24 protein-coding genes, 1 pseudogene and 1 riboswitch are annotated in these 21,876 nt (G+C 69.2%); of the genes and pseudogenes, 14 read left to right on the top strand and 11 right to left on the bottom strand.

Annotated elements, in window-relative coordinates; translation table 11 throughout:
* Nucleotides 1–198: 198 nt before the first annotated feature.
* Nucleotides 199–582, bottom strand: a complete 384-nt coding sequence (locus U5N23_RS00125; protein WP_322590849.1) for a cupin domain-containing protein — start codon at nt 580–582, stop codon at nt 199–201.
* Nucleotides 583–674: 92 nt separating this feature from the next.
* Here U5N23_RS00125 and U5N23_RS00120 point away from each other — a divergent pair, with 92 nt between their 5' ends.
* The 3 genes from U5N23_RS00120 to U5N23_RS00110 all read left to right on the top strand — a co-directional run bounded on the left by U5N23_RS00120 (nt 675) and on the right by U5N23_RS00110 (nt 3,276).
* Nucleotides 675–1,586 (top strand): AraC family transcriptional regulator, encoded by a 912-nt coding sequence (locus U5N23_RS00120; protein WP_322590848.1) that lies wholly within the window; start codon nt 675–677, stop codon nt 1,584–1,586.
* A gap of 170 nt (nt 1,587–1,756) precedes the next feature.
* On the top strand, nt 1,757–2,665 hold the full coding sequence (locus tag U5N23_RS00115) for a DUF2846 domain-containing protein (RefSeq protein WP_322590847.1): 909 nt from the start codon (nt 1,757–1,759) through the stop codon (nt 2,663–2,665).
* Between the two features lie 173 nt (nt 2,666–2,838).
* Nucleotides 2,839–3,276, top strand: coding sequence for an OsmC family protein (locus U5N23_RS00110; RefSeq protein ID WP_322590846.1), 438 nt, complete (start codon nt 2,839–2,841; stop codon nt 3,274–3,276).
* An 83-nt stretch (nt 3,277–3,359) separates the two neighbouring features.
* Here the strand turns inward: U5N23_RS00110 and U5N23_RS00105 are convergent, their stop codons facing one another.
* Entirely contained in the window at nt 3,360–4,664 is a 1,305-nt protein-coding gene (locus U5N23_RS00105; RefSeq protein ID WP_322590845.1) for a serine hydrolase, read from the bottom strand.
* Between the two features lie 182 nt (nt 4,665–4,846).
* On the opposite strand from U5N23_RS00105, the gene U5N23_RS00100 reads away from it, so the two are divergent.
* From U5N23_RS00100 to U5N23_RS00090, 3 genes and pseudogenes are all read left to right on the top strand, one after another.
* A complete protein-coding gene (locus U5N23_RS00100; protein WP_322590844.1) occupies nt 4,847–5,611 on the top strand; it encodes a response regulator in 765 nt (254 codons plus the stop codon).
* Nucleotides 5,608–6,903 (top strand): annotated as a pseudogene (locus U5N23_RS00095) (ATP-binding protein); the annotation flags it as partial. The gene U5N23_RS00100 and the pseudogene U5N23_RS00095, both read left to right, overlap by 4 nt.
* A 68-nt stretch (nt 6,904–6,971) precedes the next feature.
* Nucleotides 6,972–7,784, top strand: coding sequence for a DUF72 domain-containing protein (locus tag U5N23_RS00090; RefSeq protein ID WP_322591163.1), 813 nt, complete (start codon nt 6,972–6,974; stop codon nt 7,782–7,784).
* Here the strand turns inward: U5N23_RS00090 and U5N23_RS00085 are convergent.
* Nucleotides 7,781–8,077, bottom strand: coding sequence for an acylphosphatase (locus tag U5N23_RS00085; RefSeq protein WP_322590843.1), 297 nt, complete (start codon nt 8,075–8,077; stop codon nt 7,781–7,783). The two genes, U5N23_RS00090 and U5N23_RS00085, sit on opposite strands and share 4 nt — an antisense overlap.
* A gap of 57 nt (nt 8,078–8,134) precedes the next feature.
* On the opposite strand from U5N23_RS00085, the gene U5N23_RS00080 reads away from it, so the two are divergent.
* The 4 genes from U5N23_RS00080 to U5N23_RS00065 all read left to right on the top strand — a co-directional run bounded on the left by U5N23_RS00080 (nt 8,135) and on the right by U5N23_RS00065 (nt 11,381).
* Nucleotides 8,135–8,392, top strand: a complete 258-nt coding sequence (locus U5N23_RS00080; protein WP_322590842.1) for an ATP-binding protein — start codon at nt 8,135–8,137, stop codon at nt 8,390–8,392.
* 130 nt (nt 8,393–8,522) lie between these two features.
* Complete coding sequence (locus tag U5N23_RS00075; protein ID WP_416208553.1) at nt 8,523–9,623, top strand: Fic family protein; 1,101 nt, start codon at nt 8,523–8,525, stop codon at nt 9,621–9,623.
* A gap of 70 nt (nt 9,624–9,693) precedes the next feature.
* The gene (locus U5N23_RS00070) at nt 9,694–9,822 is read left to right on the top strand and encodes a hypothetical protein (RefSeq protein WP_322590841.1); all 129 of its coding nucleotides are present in this window, start codon (nt 9,694–9,696) and stop codon (nt 9,820–9,822) included.
* A gap of 161 nt (nt 9,823–9,983) precedes the next feature.
* Nucleotides 9,984–11,381: a homoserine dehydrogenase gene (locus tag U5N23_RS00065; RefSeq protein WP_322590840.1), complete on the top strand. Its 1,398-nt coding sequence runs from the start codon at nt 9,984–9,986 to the stop codon at nt 11,379–11,381.
* Nucleotides 11,382–11,388: 7 nt separating this feature from the next.
* Here the strand turns inward: U5N23_RS00065 and U5N23_RS00060 are convergent, their stop codons facing one another.
* Both U5N23_RS00060 and U5N23_RS00055 read right to left on the bottom strand, forming a co-directional pair.
* Nucleotides 11,389–12,027 (bottom strand): FMN-binding negative transcriptional regulator, encoded by a 639-nt coding sequence (locus U5N23_RS00060; protein ID WP_322590839.1) that lies wholly within the window; start codon nt 12,025–12,027, stop codon nt 11,389–11,391.
* A gap of 3 nt (nt 12,028–12,030) precedes the next feature.
* Nucleotides 12,031–12,513, bottom strand: a complete 483-nt coding sequence (locus tag U5N23_RS00055; protein ID WP_322590838.1) for an OsmC family protein — start codon at nt 12,511–12,513, stop codon at nt 12,031–12,033.
* 79 nt (nt 12,514–12,592) lie between these two features.
* On the opposite strand from U5N23_RS00055, the gene U5N23_RS00050 reads away from it, so the two are divergent.
* Nucleotides 12,593–14,038 carry a PLP-dependent aminotransferase family protein gene (locus tag U5N23_RS00050; protein WP_322590837.1) on the top strand — a complete coding sequence of 482 codons (1,446 nt, stop codon included), beginning with the start codon at nt 12,593–12,595 and terminating at the stop codon, nt 14,036–14,038.
* Between the two features lie 9 nt (nt 14,039–14,047).
* Here U5N23_RS00050 and U5N23_RS00045 read toward each other — a convergent pair whose 3' ends face one another.
* Complete coding sequence (locus U5N23_RS00045) at nt 14,048–15,082, bottom strand: MBL fold metallo-hydrolase (RefSeq protein WP_322590836.1); 1,035 nt, start codon at nt 15,080–15,082, stop codon at nt 14,048–14,050.
* Nucleotides 15,083–15,216: 134 nt separating this feature from the next.
* On the opposite strand from U5N23_RS00045, the gene U5N23_RS00040 reads away from it, so the two are divergent.
* From U5N23_RS00040 to U5N23_RS00030, 3 genes are all read left to right on the top strand, one after another.
* Nucleotides 15,217–15,861: a TetR/AcrR family transcriptional regulator gene (locus tag U5N23_RS00040; protein ID WP_322590835.1), complete on the top strand. Its 645-nt coding sequence runs from the start codon at nt 15,217–15,219 to the stop codon at nt 15,859–15,861.
* An 89-nt stretch (nt 15,862–15,950) separates the two neighbouring features.
* Entirely contained in the window at nt 15,951–17,864 is a 1,914-nt protein-coding gene (locus tag U5N23_RS00035; protein WP_322590834.1) for a B12-binding domain-containing radical SAM protein, read from the top strand.
* 5 nt (nt 17,865–17,869) lie between these two features.
* Complete coding sequence (locus U5N23_RS00030) at nt 17,870–18,547, top strand: HAD family phosphatase (RefSeq protein ID WP_322590833.1); 678 nt, start codon at nt 17,870–17,872, stop codon at nt 18,545–18,547.
* 5 nt (nt 18,548–18,552) lie between these two features.
* On the opposite strand, the gene U5N23_RS00025 is transcribed toward U5N23_RS00030, so the two are convergent.
* The 5 genes from U5N23_RS00025 to U5N23_RS00005 form a co-directional block, all read right to left on the bottom strand.
* Nucleotides 18,553–18,915, bottom strand: a complete 363-nt coding sequence (locus tag U5N23_RS00025; protein WP_322590832.1) for a hypothetical protein — start codon at nt 18,913–18,915, stop codon at nt 18,553–18,555.
* A gap of 54 nt (nt 18,916–18,969) precedes the next feature.
* A complete protein-coding gene (locus U5N23_RS00020) occupies nt 18,970–19,422 on the bottom strand; it encodes a roadblock/LC7 domain-containing protein (protein WP_322590831.1) in 453 nt (150 codons plus the stop codon).
* A complete protein-coding gene (locus tag U5N23_RS00015) occupies nt 19,415–19,993 on the bottom strand; it encodes a GTP-binding protein (protein WP_322590830.1) in 579 nt (192 codons plus the stop codon). Before U5N23_RS00015 ends, U5N23_RS00020 begins: the two co-directional genes overlap by 8 nt.
* Nucleotides 19,993–20,979, bottom strand: coding sequence for a hypothetical protein (locus U5N23_RS00010; RefSeq protein ID WP_322590829.1), 987 nt, complete (start codon nt 20,977–20,979; stop codon nt 19,993–19,995). The genes U5N23_RS00015 and U5N23_RS00010 overlap by 1 nt, the downstream gene beginning before the upstream one ends.
* A gap of 149 nt (nt 20,980–21,128) precedes the next feature.
* Nucleotides 21,129–21,231, bottom strand: a riboswitch (cyclic di-GMP riboswitch).
* 131 nt (nt 21,232–21,362) lie between these two features.
* Complete coding sequence (locus U5N23_RS00005; protein ID WP_322590828.1) at nt 21,363–21,635, bottom strand: hypothetical protein; 273 nt, start codon at nt 21,633–21,635, stop codon at nt 21,363–21,365.
* Nucleotides 21,636–21,876 lie beyond the last annotated feature (241 nt).

Raw genomic sequence — 21,876 nt, 5'->3', positions numbered from 1 at the left:
CTCTTGGTGGGGTGGACTTTCATGATCCATGCGGCCCCGTTGCCGTGGCGTAGGTCAACGGCCCAATGCGGCGACAGGGACTGCCCCCGACGCAGGCCAAGGCCGCATCAGCCTGGCTGCATGGCTTGGGGCTGCGGGCTCGCCAGGGCTTGGTGACTGACAGTAGTAGCAGCAGCGCCAGGCCGCACGAGACAAGGCTTACAACACCCTGCGCGGCGCTGCCGTGGCGGCATCGCCACTGTTGGGCGTGCCGGTGGATTCGATCAGCAAAATATGCGCCTCGGCACTGGCGCGCGGGCGGTGCTGCACGCCCTTGGGCACCACGTAGAGCTGGCCAGGGTGCAGGGTGACCAGGGCGCCGCCGGGCAGGTCGATCTCTACGGTGCCTTGCAGCACGAGGAAGAAATCGTCGGTGTCGGGGTGGCTGTGCCACTGGTACTCGCCCTCGATCTTGGCGACCATGATGTCGTGGCCGTTGAACTCGGCCACGGTGCGCGGGGCCCAGTGGTCGGTGAACTGGGTGAGCTTGTGGGCCAGGTCGATGGCAGGGACGGCGGTGGGGGTGTGGGTGGTGTCAGGCATGGGGTGGCTTTGTTTGTTGGCATTACCGCGTGGATGGGCGGGTTGCCTGAAGTGTCTCCACCGGGCGCGGGGCGGTCTTGTACATTTGTTGCATGCATGCCGGGGACCCAAGCTCCTCCTCTTCCTCCTCTTCATCTCCCGCGTCGCCCAGCCCGCGCGACTGGGCCGAGATGCGGCCGCTGGCCTCGGGCGGGGTTACGCTGCTCAACGCGCATTTCACGCAGCACCGGTTCGAGCGGCACAGCCACGAAACGTATTCGATTGGCGTCACGCGCTCGGGCGTGCAGACCTTTGCCTGCCGGGGCGCGCGCCATGCCAGCCTGGCGGGCGATGTGATCCTGTTCAACCCCGATGAGCCGCACGACGGCAGCCGGGGCACGGAGGCGGGGTTCGGCTATTCCATGCTGTATGTGGATGCCGCGCTGGTGCATGCGTGGATGGGCGACCGTGGCGCGGCGGGCGGTGGCGGGCACGACCGCAGCAGCATGGCCACCCGCTACTTCAAGGCGCCGCTGGTGCACGACCCGCAGGGCGCGCTGCTGCTGCAGCAGGCCGTGGCGGCGGTGGCCGAGCGGCAGGAGTCGCTGCACGGCGAGGAGCGCACGGCCGAAGCCATGGTGGCGCTGCTGGGCCGGCATGGCGAGTTGCGCCGGCCCTGGGCGACCACCGGCGTTGACACAGGCCGCGCCCGCATGGCCCTGGTGCGCGAGTACCTGGACGCGCACTTTGCCGACGACGTGACGGTGCAGGCCCTGGCCACGCAGGCCGGCCTGTCGCGCGCGCACCTGACGCGCGCCTTCACCGCCACCTTTGGCATGGCGCCGCACGCCTACCTGAACATGGTGCGTATTCGCCAGGCCCAGGCCGCCCTGCGGCAGGGTGGCGCGGTGGCCGATGTGGCGGCGGCCTGCGGCTTTGCCGACCAGAGCCACCTGACGCGGCGCTTCAAGGGGCAGGTGGGCATGGCGCCGGGGCGGTGGCTATCGCACATGCAGGCTGGCTGATCAATCGCCAAAAGGGGGGTGTTGCGCCCACCGCACAGCCCATGGGTACCCGCACCTAAGTTGCTGCACCCCGCTGTAAGCGTTTGCAACCGGGTGCTAGAGTGCGCGGGCGGGTTCGCCCGCCTGCGTGGGGAGCGCAGTACCACCCAACAACGAATCCAACATCCATCATGCGTTTTCTGACGAGATACTTTCGCGCGCTTGCCTTGTTCATTGCCGCGCTGGCCTTGGTGGGCTGCGCGCAGGTGCCCCGGGCCTCCGTGGACCAAGAGGCCAAGGCCAAGCAGTTCGCACCACAGGCCGAAACGGCTTCGCTGTACATCTACCGCGACGAGCTGTTCGGCGGTGCGATCTCCATGCCGGTGAACCTCAACAACCAGAACCTGGGTTACACGGGGCCCAAGAGCTTCTTCTACCTGAACGTGGCACCGGGCAGGTACACCATCGAGTCGATGGCCGAGAACCAGGCCACCATCAGCATCGACGTGCAGGCGGCCAAGAACTACTTTGTGTGGCAAGAGGTGAAGATGGGCCTGTTCCAGGCACGCAGCAACCTCACCCAGACGGACGAGGCCAGGGGTCGCCAGGGGGTGCTGGCCTCCAAGATGATCGCGGTGAAGCCGGGCATTGCATTCGCCCCGACGGGCGGCGTACCGACGGCCGTTGCACCCGCACCGGCGCTGGTAGCGACACCCGTGCCGGCACCTGCCTCCGCACCGGCCCTCGTGCCAGCGTCTACTGCGCCCGCGCCAAGGTCTGGCGCGGCCCCGGCAACCAACACGGTGTCGATGCCGTTCGTGCCCGACTCCAAGCCGGTGGGCCGTGTTGCCCCGCCAGCACCAGCAGCAGTGGCAGCACGAGCCGCCCCCGCAGCGCAAAGCGTGCCCACCGCCGCCACCGTGCCCGTGGTGAGCCCTGCCCAGCCCGCGCCTGCAGCTGCAACCGCTGCCGCCGCCGCGCCCATGCCCGCCAGCAAGAAGGAATCGCGCCTGCAGTGGCTCAAGCAGATGCGCGATGCCAACCTGATCACCTCGGGCGAGTACGAGACCAAGCGCCAGCAGGTGCTGAGCGCGCCCTGATAGGCCAGGGCAGGCCACCATCCTTCCATCGAAGGGCCCGCAGGGGCCCTTCTCTCATTGCGCGCTGGTGCTTCCCTGTAGGACATTGCGCACCCGCTTTGCCCGCCGCATCCGACCAGCCGATCGGCCCGGACATGGTCCGATAGACCCTTTGCATTTACAGGAGCCAAACCATGTCTGAAAAGAAAGCCAGCGTTCACTGGGAAGGTGCGGGCAAGACCGGCCAGGGCCAGGTGAGCACCGAGACCGGTGCGCTCGACAAGCACCCCTATGGCTTTGGCAGCCGCTTTGGCGATGACCGCAAGGGCACCAACCCCGAGGAGATCGTGGGGGCGGCGCATGCCTCGTGCTTCACCATGGCGTTTGCCTTTGCGGCCGAAAAGGCGGGCATCGCCACCGAGGTGATCGACACCACGGCAGCGGTGCGGCTGACCAAGGAGGGCGATGGCTTCGTCATCGACCGCATCGCCCTCACGCTCAAGGCCAAGGCGCCGGGCTTGGACGAGGCGGCCTTCCAGAAGCTGGCGGCCGATGCCAAGGCCAACTGCCCGCTGTCGAAGGCACTGGCCGCGGTGCCGGAGATCACGCTGACGGCAACGCTGGTGCAGTAGCCAGCGCACGCTGGGCGGCGCTGCCGCTGACCGAAGAGGGCCGGGCTGCCGATGGCGCCCGGCCTTTTTCGTTCTGGCCCGACTCAGCGCAAGGCGCCAGCCAGCGCCGCAAACGCCAGACGGTCATAGTTGTGCGTGAAGGCGGTGTTGGGAATGGGGTGCGACGAGAGCTTGACCACCACCAGCTGGGCGGCCGGGTTGATGTGGATGTGCTGGCCCATCAGGCCCTTGGCCTCGTAGCTGCCGTCCACGTCGTGCGGCAGCCACCAGTGGTTGTGGTACGAATAGCCGGCGCGCATGGTCTGGCCGGCGGCCTTGAACTTCTCGGGGTCGGCGCCCTTGCGCAGCTCGGCCACGGTGGCGGTGGAGAGGATCTGCTTGCTGTTGAAGTGGCCGTTGCGGCGCAGCATTTCGCCCAGGCGGCCCAGGTCGCGCAGCGTGGCGTTGATGCCCACGCTGGTGGACTGCGCGCCCGTGGGGTCGGCCCACACATAGCCGTCCTGCTCGGCACCCAGCGGGGTCCAGAGGCGCTCGGACAGCAGGGTGGAAAAGCTCTTGCCGGTTACGCGCTGCAGGATCCAGCCGATGACCTCGGTGTCCACCGACTTGTAGTTGAAGCCCTTGCCGTGCTCGCCCTCCTTCTGCACGGTGGGCAGGTAGTCGAGCATGGCCCTGGCACCGGGGTAGCTGGCGGGCGCGGGCACCAGGCCGGCCGCAATGAGGTACTGGAAGATGCCCGATTGGGGATCGGCAAAGTCCTCGGCGTACTTGACGCCGGTGGTCATGTCCAGCGTCTGCTGCACGGTGGCGTCGGCCCAGGCGCTGCTGGCCAGCTCGGGCAGGTAGCGGGTGACGAGGGCGGAAGGGTCGATGAGGCCTTCGTGGATCAGCTCGGTGGCCAGCAGGCCGGTGAGCGACTTGCTCATGGACCACAGCACATGGGGCACGTGTGGCTGGTTGCCGACGTAGTGGCGCTCGTACACCACGCGGCCCTGGTGGATGACCAGCAGGCCGTCGGTGTAGGTGGCCTTTTGCCAGTTGGCCAGGGTGGTCTTGGCGCCCTTGTCGTCGAGGAAGGGCAGGCCCTCGAGTTCGCGCGGCGTGGCCTGCAGTTCGCTTGCGGGGCCCGGGCCGCGCGCTATGTGGGCGGTGGGGCCCAGCTCGCGCAGGTGGTGCAGGGCCCAGCGGGCGTTGGGGTACTTGAGGATGGTGCCCAGCCGCACCTGCTTGTCGGGCGCGGGCGGAAAGCCCTGCATCAACTTGAGCGCCACGGGGTCGGTGGCGTCGGGCGGCGGCAACGCAGGCTGCGCGTGGCTGGGCGGTGCCAGGGTGAGCAGGGCGGCCGATGCGAGGGCGACGCAAAGGGTGAGGCGGCTGAGGTGGTACATGGCGGCATGCACCCCGGGCGGGGCGCTGGTTGGTTCATGAAGACTGCATTGAAGCCAGCGCAGGTATCGGGCGTTTGTCTTGCCGGGGGCTTTTGGTGTGCGCAGGTGTCGCCGCTGCGGGCGGACAAGTTGGGATACAAACCCTGTGCAGACGCGCCCGCATTGCCCGGAGAATCGAGCCCATGCAGCAGCACCCGCATCCGCCTGAAGACCACGTACTGATCGTCGACGACGATGCCGGCATCCGCGAGCTGGCGGCCCAGTACCTGCGCAAGCAGGGCCTGCAGGTGAGCGTGGCGGCCGACGGGCGGCAGATGCGCGCGGTGCTGGCCAGCACCCGCATCGACCTCCTGGTGCTGGACCTGATGCTGCCCGGCACCGACGGCATCACCCTGTGCCGCGAGCTGCGCAGCCCGGGTGCACCGGTGCTGCCCATCATCATGCTGACGGCGCGCAGCGACGAGGCCGACCGCATCCTGGGCCTGGAGCTGGGCGCCGACGACTATGTGACCAAGCCTTTTGCCGCGCGCGAGCTGCTGGCGCGCATCCACGCGGTGCTGCGGCGCACGCGCATGCTGCCGCCCAACCTGGCAGTCACCGAGCCGGCGCGCGAGCTGGCCTTTGGCGACTGGCGGCTGGACACCACGGCGCGCCACCTGCTCGACGCCAGCGGCGCCGTGGTGGCCCTGTCGGGTGCGGAGTACCGGCTGCTGCGCGTGCTGCTGGACCACCCGCAACGCGTGCTCACGCGCGACCAGCTGCTGCAGCTGACGCAGGGGCGCGATGCCGAGGTGTTCGACCGCTCCATCGACCTGCTGGTGAGCCGCGTGCGCCAGCGCCTGGGCGACGGGGTGCGTGGCTCGCGCTACATCAAGACGGTGCGCAACGAAGGCTATGTGTTCTGCGCCGCAGTGCAAACCGCGCGGGCGGGATCGGGAACGGCATGAGGCGCTGGTGGCCGGGCTCGCTGTTCGGGCGCATCCTGCTGGTGCTGGCGCTGGGCCTGGCGCTGGCGCATGCGCTGACCTTCATGCTGGCAGTGACCGAGCGCAGCATGAGCATGCGCAATGCCATGGTGGGCTACCTGGCGAGCGACGTGGCCAGCTCGGCAGCAGTGCTGGAGCGCCTGCCCGCCGATGAGCGCCCCCAATGGCTCACGCGCCTGGCGCGGCGCAACTACCGCTTCGTGCTGGCCGAGCCGCTGCCGGTGCCTGCCAGCCAGTCGGCGCTGGCCGTGATGGTGGCGGGCGCCGTGGCCGCCGCGCTGCCGCCGGGGCGCACGGTGCAGGTGGTGGACCCCGGAGTGCCCGGCACCGAGCTGCGGCTGCAGCTGCGCCTGGCCGACGGCACGCCGCTGGCGGTGGACATGGACGAGCCCCGGCTGCAGGTGTCGCGCTGGGTGCTGGCGGCCCTGGCGCTGCAGCTGGTGGTGCTGGTGGGCCTGTGCGCCTGGGCCGTGCGCGCGGCCACGCGCCCGCTGAACACCCTGGCCGACGCCGCCGACGCGCTGGGCCCCGCGCAGCCGGCCAACCCCCTGGCCGAGGACGGCCCGCGCGAGGTGGTGCGCGCCGCCGCGGCCTTCAACCGCATGCAGCAGCGCATACAGGCGCACCTGCAGGAGCGCATGCAGATCCTGGCGGCGGTGTCGCACGATTTGCAAACCCCCATCACGCGCCTGCGGTTGCGCGCCGACCTGCTGGACGATGCGGCCCTGCGCGAGCGGCTGCACGCCGACCTGGCGGAGATGCAGTCGCTGGTGGAGGAGGGCATTGCCTACGCGCGCTCGCCCCAGGCCGTGCGCGAGCCGCTGCAGCGCGTGGACCTGCGCGCGCTGGTGGAAAGCCTGGCCATGGACTACGCCGACGCGGGCATGCCGGTGCGCGTGCTGCACGCGGTGGACGGCATCTGCGACACGCGCCCACAGGCGCTGCGCCGGCTGCTGTGCAACCTGGTGGACAACGCGCTCAAGTTCGCGGGCAGTGCCGAGCTGGCGGTGGAAGCCGGAACACAGGGCCCCTGGTGCGTGCGCGTGCTGGACCGCGGGCCGGGCATACCGCAAGCGGACCTGGCCACCGTGCTGCAGCCCTATGTGCGGCTGGAGGATTCGCGCAACCGCGGCACCGGCGGCACGGGCCTGGGCCTGGCCATTGCGAACGAGCTGGCGCAGGCGCTGGGCGGGCGCCTGGTGCTGGGGCCGCGCGAGGATGGCGGCGAGGGGCTGGACGCACGCATTGAACTGCCCGGCACCAGGCGCTGGTACAGTGACCGCTCCGTGGACTCGTCAAGACAGGGAACGCCGTGGAAGCAATCGCCAACAGCAGCAGCAGCCATCAACACATCCGCATCGGCATCGGCGGCTGGACCTTCGAGCCCTGGCGCGACAACTTCTACCCGGCTGGCCTGTCGAACGCCAAGGAGCTGCACTACGCCAGCCGCCAGCTCACGGCCATCGAGGTCAACGGCACCTACTACAGCACCTTCAAGCCGCCGACCTTTGCCAAGTGGCATGGCGACACGCCGGATGGCTTCATGTTCTCGCTCAAGGCCAACCGCTTTGCGACCCACCGGCGCGTGCTGGCGGAGGCGGGCGATTCGATCAGCCGCTTTGTCGACAGCGGCATCTCCGAGCTCAAGGACAAGCTCGGGCCCATCGTCTGGCAGTTCATGCCCACCAAACAGTTCGATCCGGGGGATTTCGAGGCCTTTCTGGCCCTGCTGCCCAAGGCCGTGGATGGCCGCAAGCTGCGCCATGTGCTGGACGTGCGGCACGATAGCTTTGCCACGCCGGCCTTCATCGCACTGGCGCGCCGGTACGGCTGTGTGCCGGTGCATACCGATTCGGAAAAATTCCCGGCCATTGCCGATGGCGCGGCCGATTTTGCCTACCTGCGGCTGATGCGCAGCCAGGCCGACGTGCCCACCGGCTACACGCCCGAGGCGATTGCACAGTGGGCCCAGGGCGTGCGCAGCTGGACCGGCGGCGAGCGCCCGCGCGATGTGTTCGTGTATTTCATCAACGGCGCGAAGGAGCGGGCGCCGGCCGGGGCCATGGAGCTGATCAAGCAGTTGGGGATCGCGCTGCCAAAGGCAGAGCAGGGCACAACACAAGCGTTGTTCTAGACCGTTTCGCGCTGCGTGAAGCCCTGCGGCGCTTCGCCGCCATCGGGCACATTGCCCACCACCACGCGCTCCACCTGTGCCTGCGCCGGCCCCTGGTGCGCCCAGTCGACGAGGGCCTGCACCGCCTGCGGACTGCCCCAGGCGCAGGCCTCCACCCGGCCATCGCTGCGGTTGCGCACCCAGCCCTGCACGCCCAGGCGCTTGGCTGCCTGGGTCATGGACCAGCGGTAGCCGACCCCCTGCACATGGCCGGTGATGAGGAGGTGGCGGGTGATGGTGGTGTCAGCTGTCATGGGCCGCACTGTACCGCGTGCCTTGTGGGACGCGCGTTGCGGGCGCACACTGCCCGCATGAGCCCCACCCCACGCAAGGCCCTGCCCGCCATCGATACCGACCGCTGCACCGGCTGCGGCTGGTGCATTGGCGTGTGCCCGCCGCATGTGCTGTCTCTTCAGGTACAGGGGCCGCAGCCGTGGGGGCCCAAGCGCTCCACGCTGCACGACGAGGCGGGCTGCACGGGCTGCGCGCTGTGTGCGGTGCGCTGCCCTTTCGACGCGATACGCATGGTGCGAATCCACCCTGGATCGCTACCACAATCTGCGCAGTGAACTGCGAAAAAAATACCGCAACAAGATGCGCAAAATGGGTCGCATTTCCTGAAGAAAGTCTTTTCAAGTCATAGACTTGGCGATGCTTTTGAAGTCGCAATATTTTTCGCAGTACACCCACCCTTCACAGATGCAACCCCTGCTGCCAGCAACGCGCCGATTGGGCCCCTTGCTGGAGCAGGCGCATGGCCTGGTCCGCGGGGCCGACCGGCTGTCGGGCCTGTGCCAGCCCGGGGCCCTGGGCGGGCTGCGCGGATTGCTGAGGGCGATGAACGCGTACTACGCGCAAAAGTTCGAGGGTCTGAAAATGCAGCCGCTGGAGATCGAGCAGGCCCTGCGCGGCGAGCGGGCCGCCGATCCGGAAAATGCCGTGCGCCAGCGCTTGGCGCTGGCGCACATGGCCACCGAGGCCCAGCTGGAAATGCGGTGGCCCGGGTGGGATGCCAAAACGGTGTGGTCGCCCCAGATGGTGTGCGATATCCACCAGGATGTGTATGCGCGCCTGCCCGAGGCGGACCGGGCCTTGAAAGGCGGCGCCACGCTGCGGCCCGGTGCGCTGCAATCCGGGCCCGCAAAAGTACGAGCGTTGCTGGAGCAGTGGGGAAATGTCTACGGCGGCGTCCACGGGGGCGGTGGCATGCCGGTGCTGGCCATGGCCGCGTCGCACCAGCGCCTGCTGGGGATACAGCCGTTCCGCGAGGGCAGTGGCCGCGTGGCCAGGCTGCACACCCATCTGGTGCTGGGGCACCTGGGCCTGACCAACGGCCTGTGGTCGCCTCTGCGCGGGTTCGCGCGCAGCCAGGATGCCTACCGCGCCCACCTGGCTGCGGCCACCGATGCCCGCGGCCTGGAGGCGTGGATCGGCTATGTGCTGGCCCAGTGCGCGGAACAGGTGCAGCTGATGACCGGCCTGCTGGCGCCACAGGACATGCAGGACCGCATCGCGGCCTGCCTGGGCTTCGAGGAGCATGTGGTCAAACAGGGGGTTCGCACCGAGTCCTTGCGCGCATTGCACTACCTGTTCGTGACGCAGGGGGCCCTGGAGCGCCGGGACTTCAAGGCGATGCTGGGGCTGGGCGAACGCATGGCCACCACGCAGATCGGCGCATTGCTGCAGCGCGGCCTGCTGGAGACCGATTCGCCGCACGGCAAGCTGCGCTTCGGCGTACCGCAGCATGCGCTGCGCTTTTACTTTCCGAAGCTGTGGCCCGAGGCGGAACGCGGGGCGTAGCGGTATGGCACAGTGCGTGCGCCACACCCCCCTTGACGCCCCCCACGCCCAATCCGCTACACTGGCAGCCATGTCGTACACCTCCATCCACACCGCACGTGCTGCCGCTGCCCCCATGGGCATGGGCATGATGCTGCCTGCGTTCACGCGGCCGATGGGTGCACGAATGATTACCACCATTACCCCCGCGGCCACCTGAGCACGCGCAGGTGGCCGTTTCGGCAGCCACCTGGTGATCGCTCTCTCCCTCCTCCCCGGAATGAACGAATGAAACCCAGCTCTGGCAGCTGGGTTTTTTGTTTTGTTTGTTCGTTTGTTTTTTGGCTGCCTGGCAGCCAGCAACCCGGAGAAGGAAGTCCTATGTACCGCGATCCCGTCCAGTCCCTAGCGCCCCAGCAGCACGACCGCATTGCCAGCACGATGGCCATGCCTGCAGCCACCCGCCCGCTGCGCGTGGGCCTGATCGGCATTGGCAACGTGGGCGCGGGCACCTTTCGCGTGCTGGCACGCAACCAGGCCACCATTGCCGGGCGCGCGGGGCGCGGCATCGAGGTGGTGGTGGTGGCCGCGCGCAATCTGGCGCGCGCCGCCGGCGTGGTGGGCACGGGCGTGGCGCTGACCAACGACCCGATGCAGGTCGCCACCCACCCCGAGGTGGACGTGGTGGTGGAGGCCGCGGGCGGCACTGGCCCGGCGCGCGAGTGGCTGCTGGCCGCCATGGCGGCGGGCAAGCACGTGGTGACGGCCAACAAGGCACTGCTGGCGGTGCATGGCAACGAGCTGTTTGCCGCCGCGCGCCGGCACGGCGTGGCGCTGGCCTACGAGGGCGCGGTGGCCGTCAGCATCCCCATCATCAAGGCGCTGCGCGAGGGCCTCACGGCCAACCACATTGAGTGGGTGGCGGGCATCATCAACGGCACCACCAATTTCATCCTGAGCAAGATGCGCGACGAAGGCCTGGGGTTTGCAGAGGCGCTGGAGCAGGCGCAGGCCCTGGGCTATGCCGAGGCCGACCCGGCCTTCGACATCGAGGGCGTGGATGCGGCGCACAAGATCACGCTGCTGGCGGCCAATGCCTTCGGCATGCCGGTGCGCTTTGCCGATGCGCAGGTGGAGGGCATCACCGCGCTGCAGGGGTTGGACGTGGCCTGTGCCGAACAGCTGGGCTACCGCATCAAGCTGCTGGGCGTGGCGCGAGAACGGTCGGATGGCGTGGAACTGCGCGTGCAGCCTGCACTGGTGCCGGCCACGCACCTGCTGGCGCACGTCAACGGGTCGATGAACGGCATCCTGGTCAAGGGCGATGCGGCCGGCGTGACCATGTACTACGGCGCGGGCGCGGGGTCGGAGCAGACGGCATCGGCCGTGATCGCCGACCTGGTGGACGTGGCCCGGCTCGATGGCACGAACGCGGCGCAGCGCGTGCCGCACCTGGGGTTCCACACGCATGCGGTCAACGACAAACTGGCCGTGCTGCCGCGCGCCGCCGTGCACACGCGCCACTACCTGCGTGTGCCCGTGCGTGCGGCCCAGCAGATCGAGGCGGTGGGCGCCTGGCTGGCGGCGCAGCAGGTGCCGGTGGCACAGGTGGCACTGGCGGCCGAGAAGGCGCTGACCCCCGGCAGCGGCGCCCAGGTGCTGGTGCTGACCGATGCGGTGGCCCAGGCCACGGTGGACCTGGCCGTGCATGCGCTGGCGGCGCACCCGGCGGTGGCCGGGCCGGTAACGTCGCTGCGCGTGGAGATGCTCGACGCTTGAAGGGGGATCAGGCTGGCGCGCCCTGCTGCACCAGCGCCGCCATCTCCAGCGCCGCAGGCGTGCCTTCGGCCGTGAGGCCAGCCACCACGCCGGCACGGTCGGTGTCGGTGCGGTTCTGGCTGACCTTCCACACGCCCTCCCAGCGTTCCACCGCGAGCTCGATGCCGACGATGGCGCGCATCATCTGCTCGATGTAGGCAGGCGGTGCGTCGTCCAGGCGCCAGGGCTCAGCGCGGTGCGCTTCGTGCGCCTCGCTCAGCGTGTGCAGGATGGCGCGCAGGGTGGCGGGGTCGTCCTTGAGCGCGGTGAGCGTGCCGTGGGCATGCACCGTGGCGTAGTTCCAGGTGGGCACCTGCTTGCCGTCGATGGCCTTGGAGGGGTACCAGGTGGGCGAGATGTAGGCCTGCGGCCCGTGGAAGATGGCCACCGCCGTCTGCGGCAGCAGCGGCCACACGCTGTTGGCGCGCGCCACGTGGCCGACCAGCGTGCCGTGTTCGCCGCGCGTGGGGTCCAGGTACAGCGGCACATGGTTGGCGTGCAATGCGCCTTCGTGCGTGATGACCAGCGTGGCCAGGGGCTGGGCACGCACCAGGGACTGCAGCACGGCGGCATCGGCCACGCGGAACTGGCGGTTGGCATTGGCCATGGGTCAGCCCCCTTCGCTCAGTTGCAGCACGGGCGCGCAGTCGATCTGCGTCTTGACCGAGTTGGCCAGGAAGCACGAGGCATGGGCCTTGTGGTGCAAGTCGTCAAGCTGCTCGGCGCTGGGTGCGTGGGCCGCACCGAAGCGGGTGACCGGTTTGAGCTGCACATGGGTGACGACGAGCAGGCCCGCCTCGTTCTTGGCCATGGTGCCCACGGCCGCATCGCTGTAGCTGTCCAGCCGATAGCCCGCGCGGCTGGCGAAGTCCATGAACCACAGCATGTGGCAGCTCGACAGCGATGCGACGTAGGCCTCCTCGGGGTCGACCGCAGCCGCATCCGAATAGGGCAGGGGCACGACATGGGGCGAGGACGATGCGGCCACGGTGGCGCCGCCGTCGAACTGCCAGGTGTGGGCGCGGTGGTAGCGCTTGTCGAGGAAATCGTCGCTGTCGCGTTGCCAGGTGATGGTGGCGAAGTGCTCTGCCATGGTGGAATTGCTTTCGTGGGTGGTGCCTACAATGGTTCCTCAGTTTAGGTTGCCATCACTGCAACCAAAGGGCCAATTCATGCCGGTTGCCAGAGCCAATCCGACACTCAGCACCACGCTGCGCCAGCAGGTCTACGAGCGCCTGCGCGGCGCCATCGAGCAGGGCAGCCTGCGTGCGGGCACGCGGCTGCCGCCCTCGCGCGAGCATGCCGCAGCGCTGGGCGTGTCGCGCAACACGGTGCTGTGGGCAGTGCAGCGCCTGCAGGCCGAGGGCTATGTGGAGGCGCGTGTGGGCGATGGCACCTATGTCTCGCAGGCGGCCGGGGGCGCCACCCGCACGCAGCAACTGGTGGCACCACCCCGGGGCCTGTCGCGCCGGGGCCAGCTGATCGCCGACACGGCGGCGCGCTGGAACCCGCCGGTGGCAATGGCGCGGGCGTTTCGCATGGGGGCGCCCGAGGTGGACACCTTTCCGTATGCCGTGTGGGACCGGCTGGCACGCCAGGCCGGACCCGGCCAGCGCGCGGCGCGCGCGCAGTACCTGGACCCGGCCGGCGACCCGCAGCTGCGCGAGGCGGTGGCGCAGTGGCTGTGGGCCTCGCGCGGCATCCGCTGCGATGCGGGCCAGGTGGTGGTGTGCTCGGGTTCGCAGCAGGCCATCGACCTGATCGCGCGGCTGCTGCTGGACGTGGATGACGAGGTGCTGGTGGAGGACCCGGGCTACCCCGGTATCCGCGCTGCGCTGCTGGGCCATGGCGTGCGGGCCCGGCCCATGGCCATGGACGGTGAGGGCGCCTGCATCGCCGAGGCCACCGAGCGCTGGCCCGGCGCCCACATGGCGGTGGTGACGCCCACGCACCAGTACCCCACAGGCGTGCGCATGGGCCTGGCGCGGCGCCAGGCGCTGCTGCAGTGGGCGCGCACGCACGATGCCTGGGTGGTGGAGGACGATTATGACGGCGAGTTCCAGTACGGCGCGCAGCGCGTGCCGGCGCTGTGCAGCCTGCCGGGGTCGGAGCGGGTGCTGTACGTGGGCACCTTCTCCAAGACGCTGCACCCGGGGCTGCGCCTGGGCTTCATCGTGGCGCCGCCGGCGCTGGTGCAGCCCTTTGCCATGGCGCGCGCCATCACCGACCGGCACGCGCCCGGCGATGCGCAGGCGGTGCTGGCGCAGTTCATTGCCGAGGGCCACCTGCTGCGCCACCTGCGCCAGATGCGCGAGCTGTACCAGGCGCGCCAGCAGGCCCTGCGCGATGCGCTGGCCGATGCCAGCGATGGCGCGCTGCAACTGGCCGCCAGCGACCGGGGCATGCACCTGCTGCTGGAGCGCGCGCCGGGCAGCGATGACGAGACCCTGTGCCGCCAGGCCCAGGCGGCGGGGGTGATGCTGGCGCCGCTGTCGCGCTATGCGATGGAGTCCGAGCGGCGCGGCTGGCTGTTCGGCTACGCGGGCTTCGGCGTGGTCGAGGTCACGGCTGCGGCGCGGATTGTGGGCCAGCTCGCCCGGCGCCTGCCGCGCACCTGACCACCCGGCTCACTCCGCGCTTTTCCACCAGCCTTGCGACAGGGCGGGGTTGCGGATGTCCAGCCGCTCGCCCATCACCGGCGCCACCAGGGGCACCTGGCTCGCAGCGGCCAGCGTGGTGATGCGCTCGAAGGGCTCGTGCCAGGGGTGCAGGGCCAGGTCGAAGGTGCCGTTGTGGATGGGCATCATGTGGCGCCCCTTCACGTCGCGGTGGGCCTGCAGGCTTTCTTCGGGCTGCATGTGCACGTCGGGCCACTGGGCGTCGTAGGCGCCGGTCTCGACCATCGTCAGGTCGAACGGGCCATAGCGCTCGCCGATGGCCTTGAAGCCGTCGAAATAGCCCGTGTCGCCGCTGAAGAAGATGCGCGTGTCGCCGGCCATGATGACCCAGGAGGCCCACAGCGTGCGGTTGCCGTCCGACAGGCTGCGGCCCGAGAAGTGCTGGGCCGGGGTGGCGACGAACTTCACGCCGCCCACGCTGGTGCCCTGCCACCAGTCGAACTGCTGCACCTTGGCGGCGGGCACGCCCCAGGCGATGAGGCGGTCGCCCACGCCCAGGGGGGTGAGGAAATGCTCGACCTTGGGCGCCAGCTTCTGGATGGCGTCGAAATCGAGGTGGTCGTAGTGGTCGTGCGAGAGCACCACGCCGGTGATGGGCGGCAGCTCGTCGATGGTGAGCGGCGGCGCGTGAAAGCGCTTGGGCCCGAGGAACTGGAAGGGCGAGGCGCGCTCGGAGAACACCGGGTCCGTGAGCCAGAACTTGCCGTCGAGCTTGAGCAGCATGGTCGAATGGCCCAGGCGCCACAGGCTCTGGTCGGGCGCGGCCAGCACGTCGGCCTGGGTCAGCGGCTTGACCTCGATGGGCTTGGCGGGCACGGTGTTGGCGGGCTTGTCGGTGGCAAAGCGCCAGAAGATGGCCACGGTCTTGAAGAAGCCGGGCGCCTGGCGCGGGGCAACGTTGCGGAACTTGCCTTCCACGTACTGGGGCGATTGCTCATACGAGGCCGAGGGCAGGTTGGCACAGGAGAGGATGCTGTAGGCCATGGCAATGATTGCGGTGAGGATGAGGAGGATTCGGGGTACGCGGCGGAACATGGGGACTGCCTTTTCTCAAAAGTGCACTGCACAGTGTAGTGTTGTTTTCAAAAAAGTAAACTCCCGGGTGTAAAATTTCTCCTATGCACCCGATAGTCCCCCCTGCCGCCCCGACCCGCCTGACCGACCGCAAGCGCGAGGCCATCGTGCAGGCCGCCATTGCGGAGTTCCGCGAGAACGGTTTTGCCGGCACGAGCATGGACCGGGTGGCCGCAGCGGCCGATGTCTCCAAGCGCACGGTGTACAACCACTTCCCGAGCAAGGATGAGCTGTTCGAGGCCATCCTGGCCCAGATGTGGGAGCGCAGCCATGCACAGGCCGAGATCCGCTACGACGCGGGGCGCCCGCTGCGCGCGCAGCTGCTGGCCGTGCTGGAGCAGAAGATGCAGATGCTGGACGACGCGAGCTTCATCGACCTGTCGCGCGTGGCCATGGCCGAGCTGATGCACACGCCCGAGCGCGCCCGCGCGCTGGTGGACCGCCTGTCCGAAAAGGAAGAGGGCCTGCCGCAGTGGCTGCGCGCCGCCCAGCTGCACGGCCGCCTGCGCGCCGGGGTGGACGCGAACTACGCCGCGCACCAGTTGCACGGCATGGTCAAGTCCTTCGCCTTCTGGCCCCAGCTGGCCATGGGCCAGCCGCCGCTGGCCCCGGCGCTGCGCCAGCAGGTGCTGGAGGACGCGGTGGACATGTTCCTGGGGTTCTACGCCGTGGCGCCTCCAGTGGCCTGAGCGGGGCGGGGAAAAGCAGGTAGCCGGATAATCGGGCACTTCCACGATTCCCCACGAGGCGGCACTGCATCGCCCTGTCCGCCCCCACCATGTCTGCCCCACCGCTCCGCGTCCTGTCCGTCATCCCGCCGATGACGCAGCTGAACACGCCCTACCCGTCGACGGCCTACCTGACGGGCTTTCTGCGCTCGCGCGGCATCACGGCGGTGCAGGAGGATCTGGCGCTGGCGCTGGTGCTGCAACTGCTGTCGCCCGAGGGCCTGCGCGCCGTGGCGGAGAAAGTGGCTGCGCTGCCCGCCAAGAAGCACAGCCCCGCCGTGCAGGCCTTCGCGGCGCAGCGCGACCGCTACCTGGCGACCATCGCACCGACCATTGCCTTTTTGCAGGGGCGCGACACCACGCTGGCGCACCGCATCGTGGGGCGCAACTTCCTGCCCGAGGGGCCGCGCTTCGCCACGCTCGACGTGTACATTGACGACGAGGGCGGCGACCCGCTGGGCTGGGCCTTCGGCGCCCTGGGCCTGCACGACCGGGCCAAGCACCTGGCCACGCTGTACCTGAACGACCTGGCCGACGTGCTGCGCGACGCGGTGGACCCGCGCTTCGAGTTCGTGCGCTATGCCGAGTCGCTGGCCGGCAGCCAGCCCACGTTCGACCCGCTGGCCGCCGCGCTGGCACAACCCCTGAACCTGGTGGACGAGACCCTGCGCACGCTGGCGCTGGCCGCCGTGGAGCGCCATGCGCCCTCGGTGGTGCTGCTGTCGGTGCCCTTCCCCGGGGCGGTGTACGCGGCCTTTCGCATCGCGCAGGCGATCAAGGCGGCGCACCCGCACATCGTTACCGTGCTGGGCGGCGGCTTCGTGAACACCGAGCTGCGCGACCTGACCGAGCCGCGCGTGTTCGATTATTTCGACTACGTGTCGCTGGACGCGGGCGAGCGCCCGCTGCTGGCGCTGCTGGAGCACATACAGGGCCAGCGCGGGCGCCAGCGCCTGGTTCGCACCTTCGTGCGCGATGCCGAGAGCGGCGCGGTGCGCTACATCAACATGCAGGAGGCGGACATCGCCTTTGCCGAGGTGGGTACGCCCACCTGGGACGGGCTGCCGCTGGACAAGTATCTGTCTCTGCTGGACATGCTCAACCCCATGCACCGGCTGTGGAGCGACGGGCGCTGGAACAAGCTTACCGTGGCGCACGGCTGCTACTGGAAGAAGTGCAGCTTCTGCGACGTGAGCCTGGACTACATCAGCCGCTACGAGGGCGCCTCGGCCAGCGTGCTGGCCGACCGCATCGAAGCCATCGTGCGCGAGACGAGGCAGACGGGCTTTCACTTCGTGGACGAGGCCGCGCCGCCCAAGGCGCTCAAGACCCTGGCCACCGAGCTGATCGAGCGCAATGCGGGCATCTCGTGGTGGGGCAACATCCGCTTCGAGAAAACCTTCACGCCCGAACTGGCCGAGTTGCTGGCCGACAGCGGCTGCATCGCCGTCTCGGGCGGGCTCGAAGTGGCGTCGGACCGGTTGCTGGACCTGATGAAGAAGGGCGTCTCGGTGGACCAGGTGGCGCGCGTGACGCGGGCCTTCACCGACGCGGGCATTCTGGTGCATGCCTACCTGATGTACGGCTTTCCGACGCAGACCGTGCAGGACACGGTGGATGCTCTCGAGTACGTGCGCCAGCTGTTCGCCAACGGCTGCATCCAGAGCGGCTTCTTCCACCGCTTTGCCTGCACCGTGCACTCGCCCGTGGGCAAGGCGCCCGAGGAGTACGGCGTGACGCTGGAGCCCCTGCCGCCGGTGAGCTTTGCGAAGAACGACATCGGCTTTCACGACCCCACGGGCGTGGACCACGACGCGCTGGGCGGCGCGCTCAAGAAGGCGATCTACAACTACATGCACGGCATCGGCCTCGAAGAGGACGTGCGCAGCTGGTTCCCCTTCAAGGTGCCCAAGACCACCGTGCAGCGCAACCGCATCGAAAAGGCACTGCAGCAGCGGGGCTGACCGGCATGCCCCAGCCACCCTTCACGGCCGCCATCTTCGACATGGACGGCCTGCTCATCGATTCCGAGCGCGCCACCCTGCGCGCCTGGACCGGGGCGGCCCTGGCGCTGGGCGTGGTGCTGCGCGAGAGCGACTATCTGCAGGTGGTGGGCAAGGCCGCGCAGGATTCGCACGCCATCCTGCAGGCGCACCTGGGCGGGGTGGCGCCGTTCGAGCAGGCCATGGTGGCGGTACGGGCCGCGCTGGAGGAAGGGGAGGGCAAGGAGCTGCTGTTCCCGCTCAAGCCCGGTGCGGCAGCGCTGCTCGCGCACTTGCAGGCCGCGGGCATTCCGTGTGCGGTGGCCTCATCGTCGCGCACCGACGAGATCGCGCAGCGCCTGGCGCGCGTGGGCGTGCTGCCGCACTTCGCGGCCGTGGCCGGCGGCAACGAGGTGCTGCGCGGCAAACCCGACCCGGCGCTGTACCTGCTGGCCGCCCAGCGCCTGGGCGTGGCGCCGGCACAGTGCCTGGCCTTCGAGGACAGCCACAACGGTGCCTGCGCCGCGCTGGCCGCAGGCATGGGTCTGGTGGTGGTGCCCGATTTGCTACAGCCTGCGCCCGAGGTGGAGCAAGCCTGCCTGGCGGTGCTGGGCTCGCTGGAAGACGCCCTCCCGCAGGTACCCCTTTGGTTTGGGGCTCCCTGACCCGGTCAGATGGCGGTCTGCGCCTCGGCTTCGAGCACCTTGCGGCGGGCCATGGCCAGGTTGGCGCGGCTGCGGTCGAGCACGTAGTAGATGAACAGGCCGTCGTGCTTTTCCACGGGGCGGATGATGTGGTACTGCTGGGTCAGCGTGATCAGGATGTCCTCAATGGCGCCCTGCATGCCCAGCGACTTCATGGTCTTCATCTTGGCGCGCACGACCTCGGTGTTGCCCGCGGCGGCCAGCTCCAGGTCCAGGCCGCTGCCCACGGATTCGAGCAACATGCCGCTGTTGTAGTCCACCAGCGCGGCGCACAGGGCACCCTCGGTCTGCATCAGCTGGTTCAGGAGTTCTTTGGGGGTGAATGCCATGGTGGGGTCTCCGGTGGTGGTGGAACAAGGGAACGGGAACGGCAAAAAGAGGGATCAGCCCGGCTGCGGCGCCGCGGCGCAGGCGGCAAGCACTTGGTCGGCGGTATTGCGGCAGCTCCACAGCAGCTTGCCCAGCAGCGAGGATTCGTTGGTGACCACGGTGAGCACCAGGTCGCCCGAGGGCACGGGCACATTCATCGAGACGATGTGGCCGCTGCCCGATTCGAGGATCAGCCGCTCGGGCGCGCTGTGCCCGGCTTCGCGCGTCATGGCGCCGGCCAGCGCGCTGAGCGAGCCGGACATGGCCGAGAGCTTGTCGGCGTCCTGGCTGTCCGAGAGCGTGGAGGCCACCGTGAAGCCGTCGGCGCTGGCCAGCGTGGCGCTCAGGATGCCGGGGGTGCTGCGCTGCAGCTCACCCAGCAGCCCGGCCAGCTGCGCGATGGTGACCAGGCGCAAGGACGTGGCGACAGGCACCAGGCCCGGGGTGCCGCTGATGTTGCTACTCATGTTCGATCTCCGCCATGCTCACCAGGACCGACAGCAGGAGGCGCACGTCGGCATCGCGCCGCACGTCCACCTCCAGCACCGGGGGGTTGTATCCGAGGGCACCCAGCAGCTCGCAGTAGTCGGCGATGCCGGGCGAGGGGTGCGTGTCGAGCCGGCCCACGCCGACCACGGTGCGCCGCGCCGGCACATGGGGCGCAAAGGCCTTGAGGTAGCGCGCGACCTCGCCCACGGGGTCGGGCTGCGAGTTGTCGGCCAGCACGATCAGGCCGAAGGCGCCGGCGCCCAGGATGTCCCACATGAAGCGAAAGCGCTCCTGCCCGGGCGTGCCGAAAAGCTTGAGCACCCACTGGTCGCCCAGGCGGCATTCGCCGTAGTCGAGCCCCACGGTCGTCATGGTCTTGCCGGGCATGGAGAGCTCGGCGCCGCCGCTGATGGGCACGTCGGTGGAGAGCACCTCGCCATCGCTGATGGCGCGGATCGCGGTGGTCTTGCCGGCGCCCATGGGCCCCGTGAAGACGATCTTGAGATCGCGCGAAGTGCCCGCAGACACGGCGGGAGCGGGGGAGGGCATCACCATAGCTTGAGCCGTTCACGCAGGTTGCCGAGCCAGCCCGGCGGGATGGCTGCGGCCGGTGGTTGGGGGGGCTTCTTCACCGAAGCGGCCGGGGCGGCGTTGCCTTCGTCCACCGCCAGGCCCAGCGCCAGGCAGGCTTCGAGGAACCAGCGCACGGTGGCCTCGGGCACGCCGCTGCTCGTGCAGACCTGTTCGTAGCTCAGTGCCCGGCTGGTCAACAGCGCCGCCAGGCGGGGATGGCCTGCGGCCGTGAGTCCGATCGCATCGGGCCAGCGCAAGAGCCGGTAGTGGCCGGTGCGCAGCGGGGCGCTGGCACCCGACTGTGCCAGCCGCATCGCCAGGTTCCACAGCAGGTTGCGCAGGCTGTGGGCAGGCACCGAGCGGATGAGTTCCTCCTCGACCGGGCTGACGCGGTGCGGCTCGCCCAGGGTGTATGCGCCCGAGAGCAGCACCTCCATGGGCATGGAGGTATGCACCAGCTGCTGCACGAAGTCGAACACGATCTGCTGGCCCGCACTGATGGGCACCACGGCGCGACGGCGCTCGGCCGTGCGGGTGCGCTCGCCCAGCAACTCGAACAGGGCGCGCTGGCCCTTGACGGGGTCGAACTGCGAGACGCCGTGCACCCGCTGGGTGGCCGATTGCAGCACGGCGATGACGTTGGTCATGCGCAGTGGCGTGGCCACCGTGAGGTCGGCCGTCTGCCCCAGCGCCACCGCGGTGTCGTCGGGGTCGAGCACGCGCACCGTGATGCACGGGGCATGGAAGCGGTAGGGCCAGTCGCCGGGAACGAAGACCACATTGCACTCGGTCAGTTGCTCGCTGAAGCGCGCACGGATGTTCACCCCGCCTTCGAGCAGGCGCACCAGTGCGCGCAAGACCAGTTGGTCTTTCTGCGCGATATCCTGGGTACCGATGACCAACCCGTCGCCCATACCGTCAAACCCCCTGTGCAGCAGGATGGCGCCTGTGAAGGCGGCCATGGATGGCCCGGCCCGCGCTCGAAGCAGGAAGATCAGGAGCAGAAACGGCGAGTGCGGGACCTGGGCGGTGTTGCATCGCTGGGGCGGCCTCTCGGTTGTGTGGTTGGCAACAACTGAGACGGCAACTCCCCTGAGCAACCTGGTTTCAACATGGCAGTCCCGCCGCCGTGGGCCCGGGAATGGTTTTTCCGGGGGCCGGTAGGCCGGTGACTTTGCGGACCCGGCTTTCGCGCGGGGGTGCCGTTTCAGTGTTTTTCAGTATAGGGGAATGGGTTGCGCTGGCAACCATTGATTGCCACGCCGCAACGCACCGCCAGCGGCGGGCGATTCACCGGTGTTGCGCCGATGCACCGGCCTGGCGGCGCAGCAGCCGCCGCGCTGCGCTATTTCTGCTTCTGGTAGGCCTTGTCGGCCGGGGGGCCGCGGTCCGTGTCCTGCAGGCCACGCTGCACATCGCGGTAGGCCTGCTGCACCTGAGCGTCGGGCTTGCCGTGGGTCATGTCCACCGACTGGTCACGCTCGTGGGGCAGCTTGGGATTTTCTTCCTGCGCGGCGTTCTGCGCATCGGCATCGCCGCTGGTCGGGGTGCTGGCGATCTGGCGCTTGGTGGTGTCCACCGAGGGTTCGTTTTTCTGGGTCGTTGCGGTGGTGTTCATGGGGTTCTCCTGGGCGCCGAGGCGCGGTGGGTAGCGCGGTCCATGGTAGGCAGGCACCCGGGGCCTTGGTGTAGGCCCGCATCCCAAACGCGCTACAGACCCCACAAGTACTGTATGCCCAACCATATGCCACACTCTCACCTTATGTCTTCAACAGAGTGGGCCCAGGCGGCCCTGCAGTCGTTCGATGCGGTGGTACAGGCCACCCCGGGGTTCCGCAGCCGGGGTGGGCAGCGGCGCA

It is taken from the genome of Acidovorax sp. (assembly GCF_034519795.1).
In the GTDB taxonomy this organism is placed as follows: domain Bacteria; phylum Pseudomonadota; class Gammaproteobacteria; order Burkholderiales; family Burkholderiaceae_C; genus Acidovorax.
This window is presented reverse-complemented; position numbering and strand designations above follow the sequence as displayed.

Coding starts and splice junctions, on each gene's coding strand:
- U5N23_RS00105 (WP_322590845.1), bottom strand. CDS start 4,664: ATGTACCACCTCAGCCGCCTCACCCTTTGCGTCGCCCTCGCATCGGCC.
- U5N23_RS00110 (WP_322590846.1), top strand. CDS start 2,839: ATGTCTGAAAAGAAAGCCAGCGTTCACTGGGAAGGTGCGGGCAAGACC.
- U5N23_RS00120 (WP_322590848.1), top strand. CDS start 675: ATGCATGCCGGGGACCCAAGCTCCTCCTCTTCCTCCTCTTCATCTCCC.
- U5N23_RS00070 (WP_322590841.1), top strand. CDS start 9,694: ATGTCGTACACCTCCATCCACACCGCACGTGCTGCCGCTGCCCCCATG.
- U5N23_RS00030 (WP_322590833.1), top strand. CDS start 17,870: ATGCCCCAGCCACCCTTCACGGCCGCCATCTTCGACATGGACGGCCTG.
- U5N23_RS00025 (WP_322590832.1), bottom strand. CDS start 18,915: ATGGCATTCACCCCCAAAGAACTCCTGAACCAGCTGATGCAGACCGAG.
- U5N23_RS00060 (WP_322590839.1), bottom strand. CDS start 12,027: ATGGCCAATGCCAACCGCCAGTTCCGCGTGGCCGATGCCGCCGTGCTG.
- U5N23_RS00015 (WP_322590830.1), bottom strand. CDS start 19,993: ATGCCCTCCCCCGCTCCCGCCGTGTCTGCGGGCACTTCGCGCGATCTC.
- U5N23_RS00080 (WP_322590842.1), top strand. CDS start 8,135: ATGAGCCCCACCCCACGCAAGGCCCTGCCCGCCATCGATACCGACCGC.
- U5N23_RS00085 (WP_322590843.1), bottom strand. CDS start 8,077: ATGACAGCTGACACCACCATCACCCGCCACCTCCTCATCACCGGCCAT.
- U5N23_RS00100 (WP_322590844.1), top strand. CDS start 4,847: ATGCAGCAGCACCCGCATCCGCCTGAAGACCACGTACTGATCGTCGAC.
- U5N23_RS00040 (WP_322590835.1), top strand. CDS start 15,217: ATGCACCCGATAGTCCCCCCTGCCGCCCCGACCCGCCTGACCGACCGC.
- U5N23_RS00065 (WP_322590840.1), top strand. CDS start 9,984: ATGTACCGCGATCCCGTCCAGTCCCTAGCGCCCCAGCAGCACGACCGC.
- U5N23_RS00125 (WP_322590849.1), bottom strand. CDS start 582: ATGCCTGACACCACCCACACCCCCACCGCCGTCCCTGCCATCGACCTG.
- U5N23_RS00055 (WP_322590838.1), bottom strand. CDS start 12,513: ATGGCAGAGCACTTCGCCACCATCACCTGGCAACGCGACAGCGACGAT.
- U5N23_RS00035 (WP_322590834.1), top strand. CDS start 15,951: ATGTCTGCCCCACCGCTCCGCGTCCTGTCCGTCATCCCGCCGATGACG.
- U5N23_RS00075 (WP_416208553.1), top strand. CDS start 8,523: ATGCAACCCCTGCTGCCAGCAACGCGCCGATTGGGCCCCTTGCTGGAG.
- U5N23_RS00115 (WP_322590847.1), top strand. CDS start 1,757: ATGCGTTTTCTGACGAGATACTTTCGCGCGCTTGCCTTGTTCATTGCC.
- U5N23_RS00050 (WP_322590837.1), top strand. CDS start 12,593: ATGCCGGTTGCCAGAGCCAATCCGACACTCAGCACCACGCTGCGCCAG.
- U5N23_RS00010 (WP_322590829.1), bottom strand. CDS start 20,979: ATGGCCGCCTTCACAGGCGCCATCCTGCTGCACAGGGGGTTTGACGGT.
- U5N23_RS00045 (WP_322590836.1), bottom strand. CDS start 15,082: ATGGCCTACAGCATCCTCTCCTGTGCCAACCTGCCCTCGGCCTCGTAT.
- U5N23_RS00005 (WP_322590828.1), bottom strand. CDS start 21,635: ATGAACACCACCGCAACGACCCAGAAAAACGAACCCTCGGTGGACACC.
- U5N23_RS00020 (WP_322590831.1), bottom strand. CDS start 19,422: ATGAGTAGCAACATCAGCGGCACCCCGGGCCTGGTGCCTGTCGCCACG.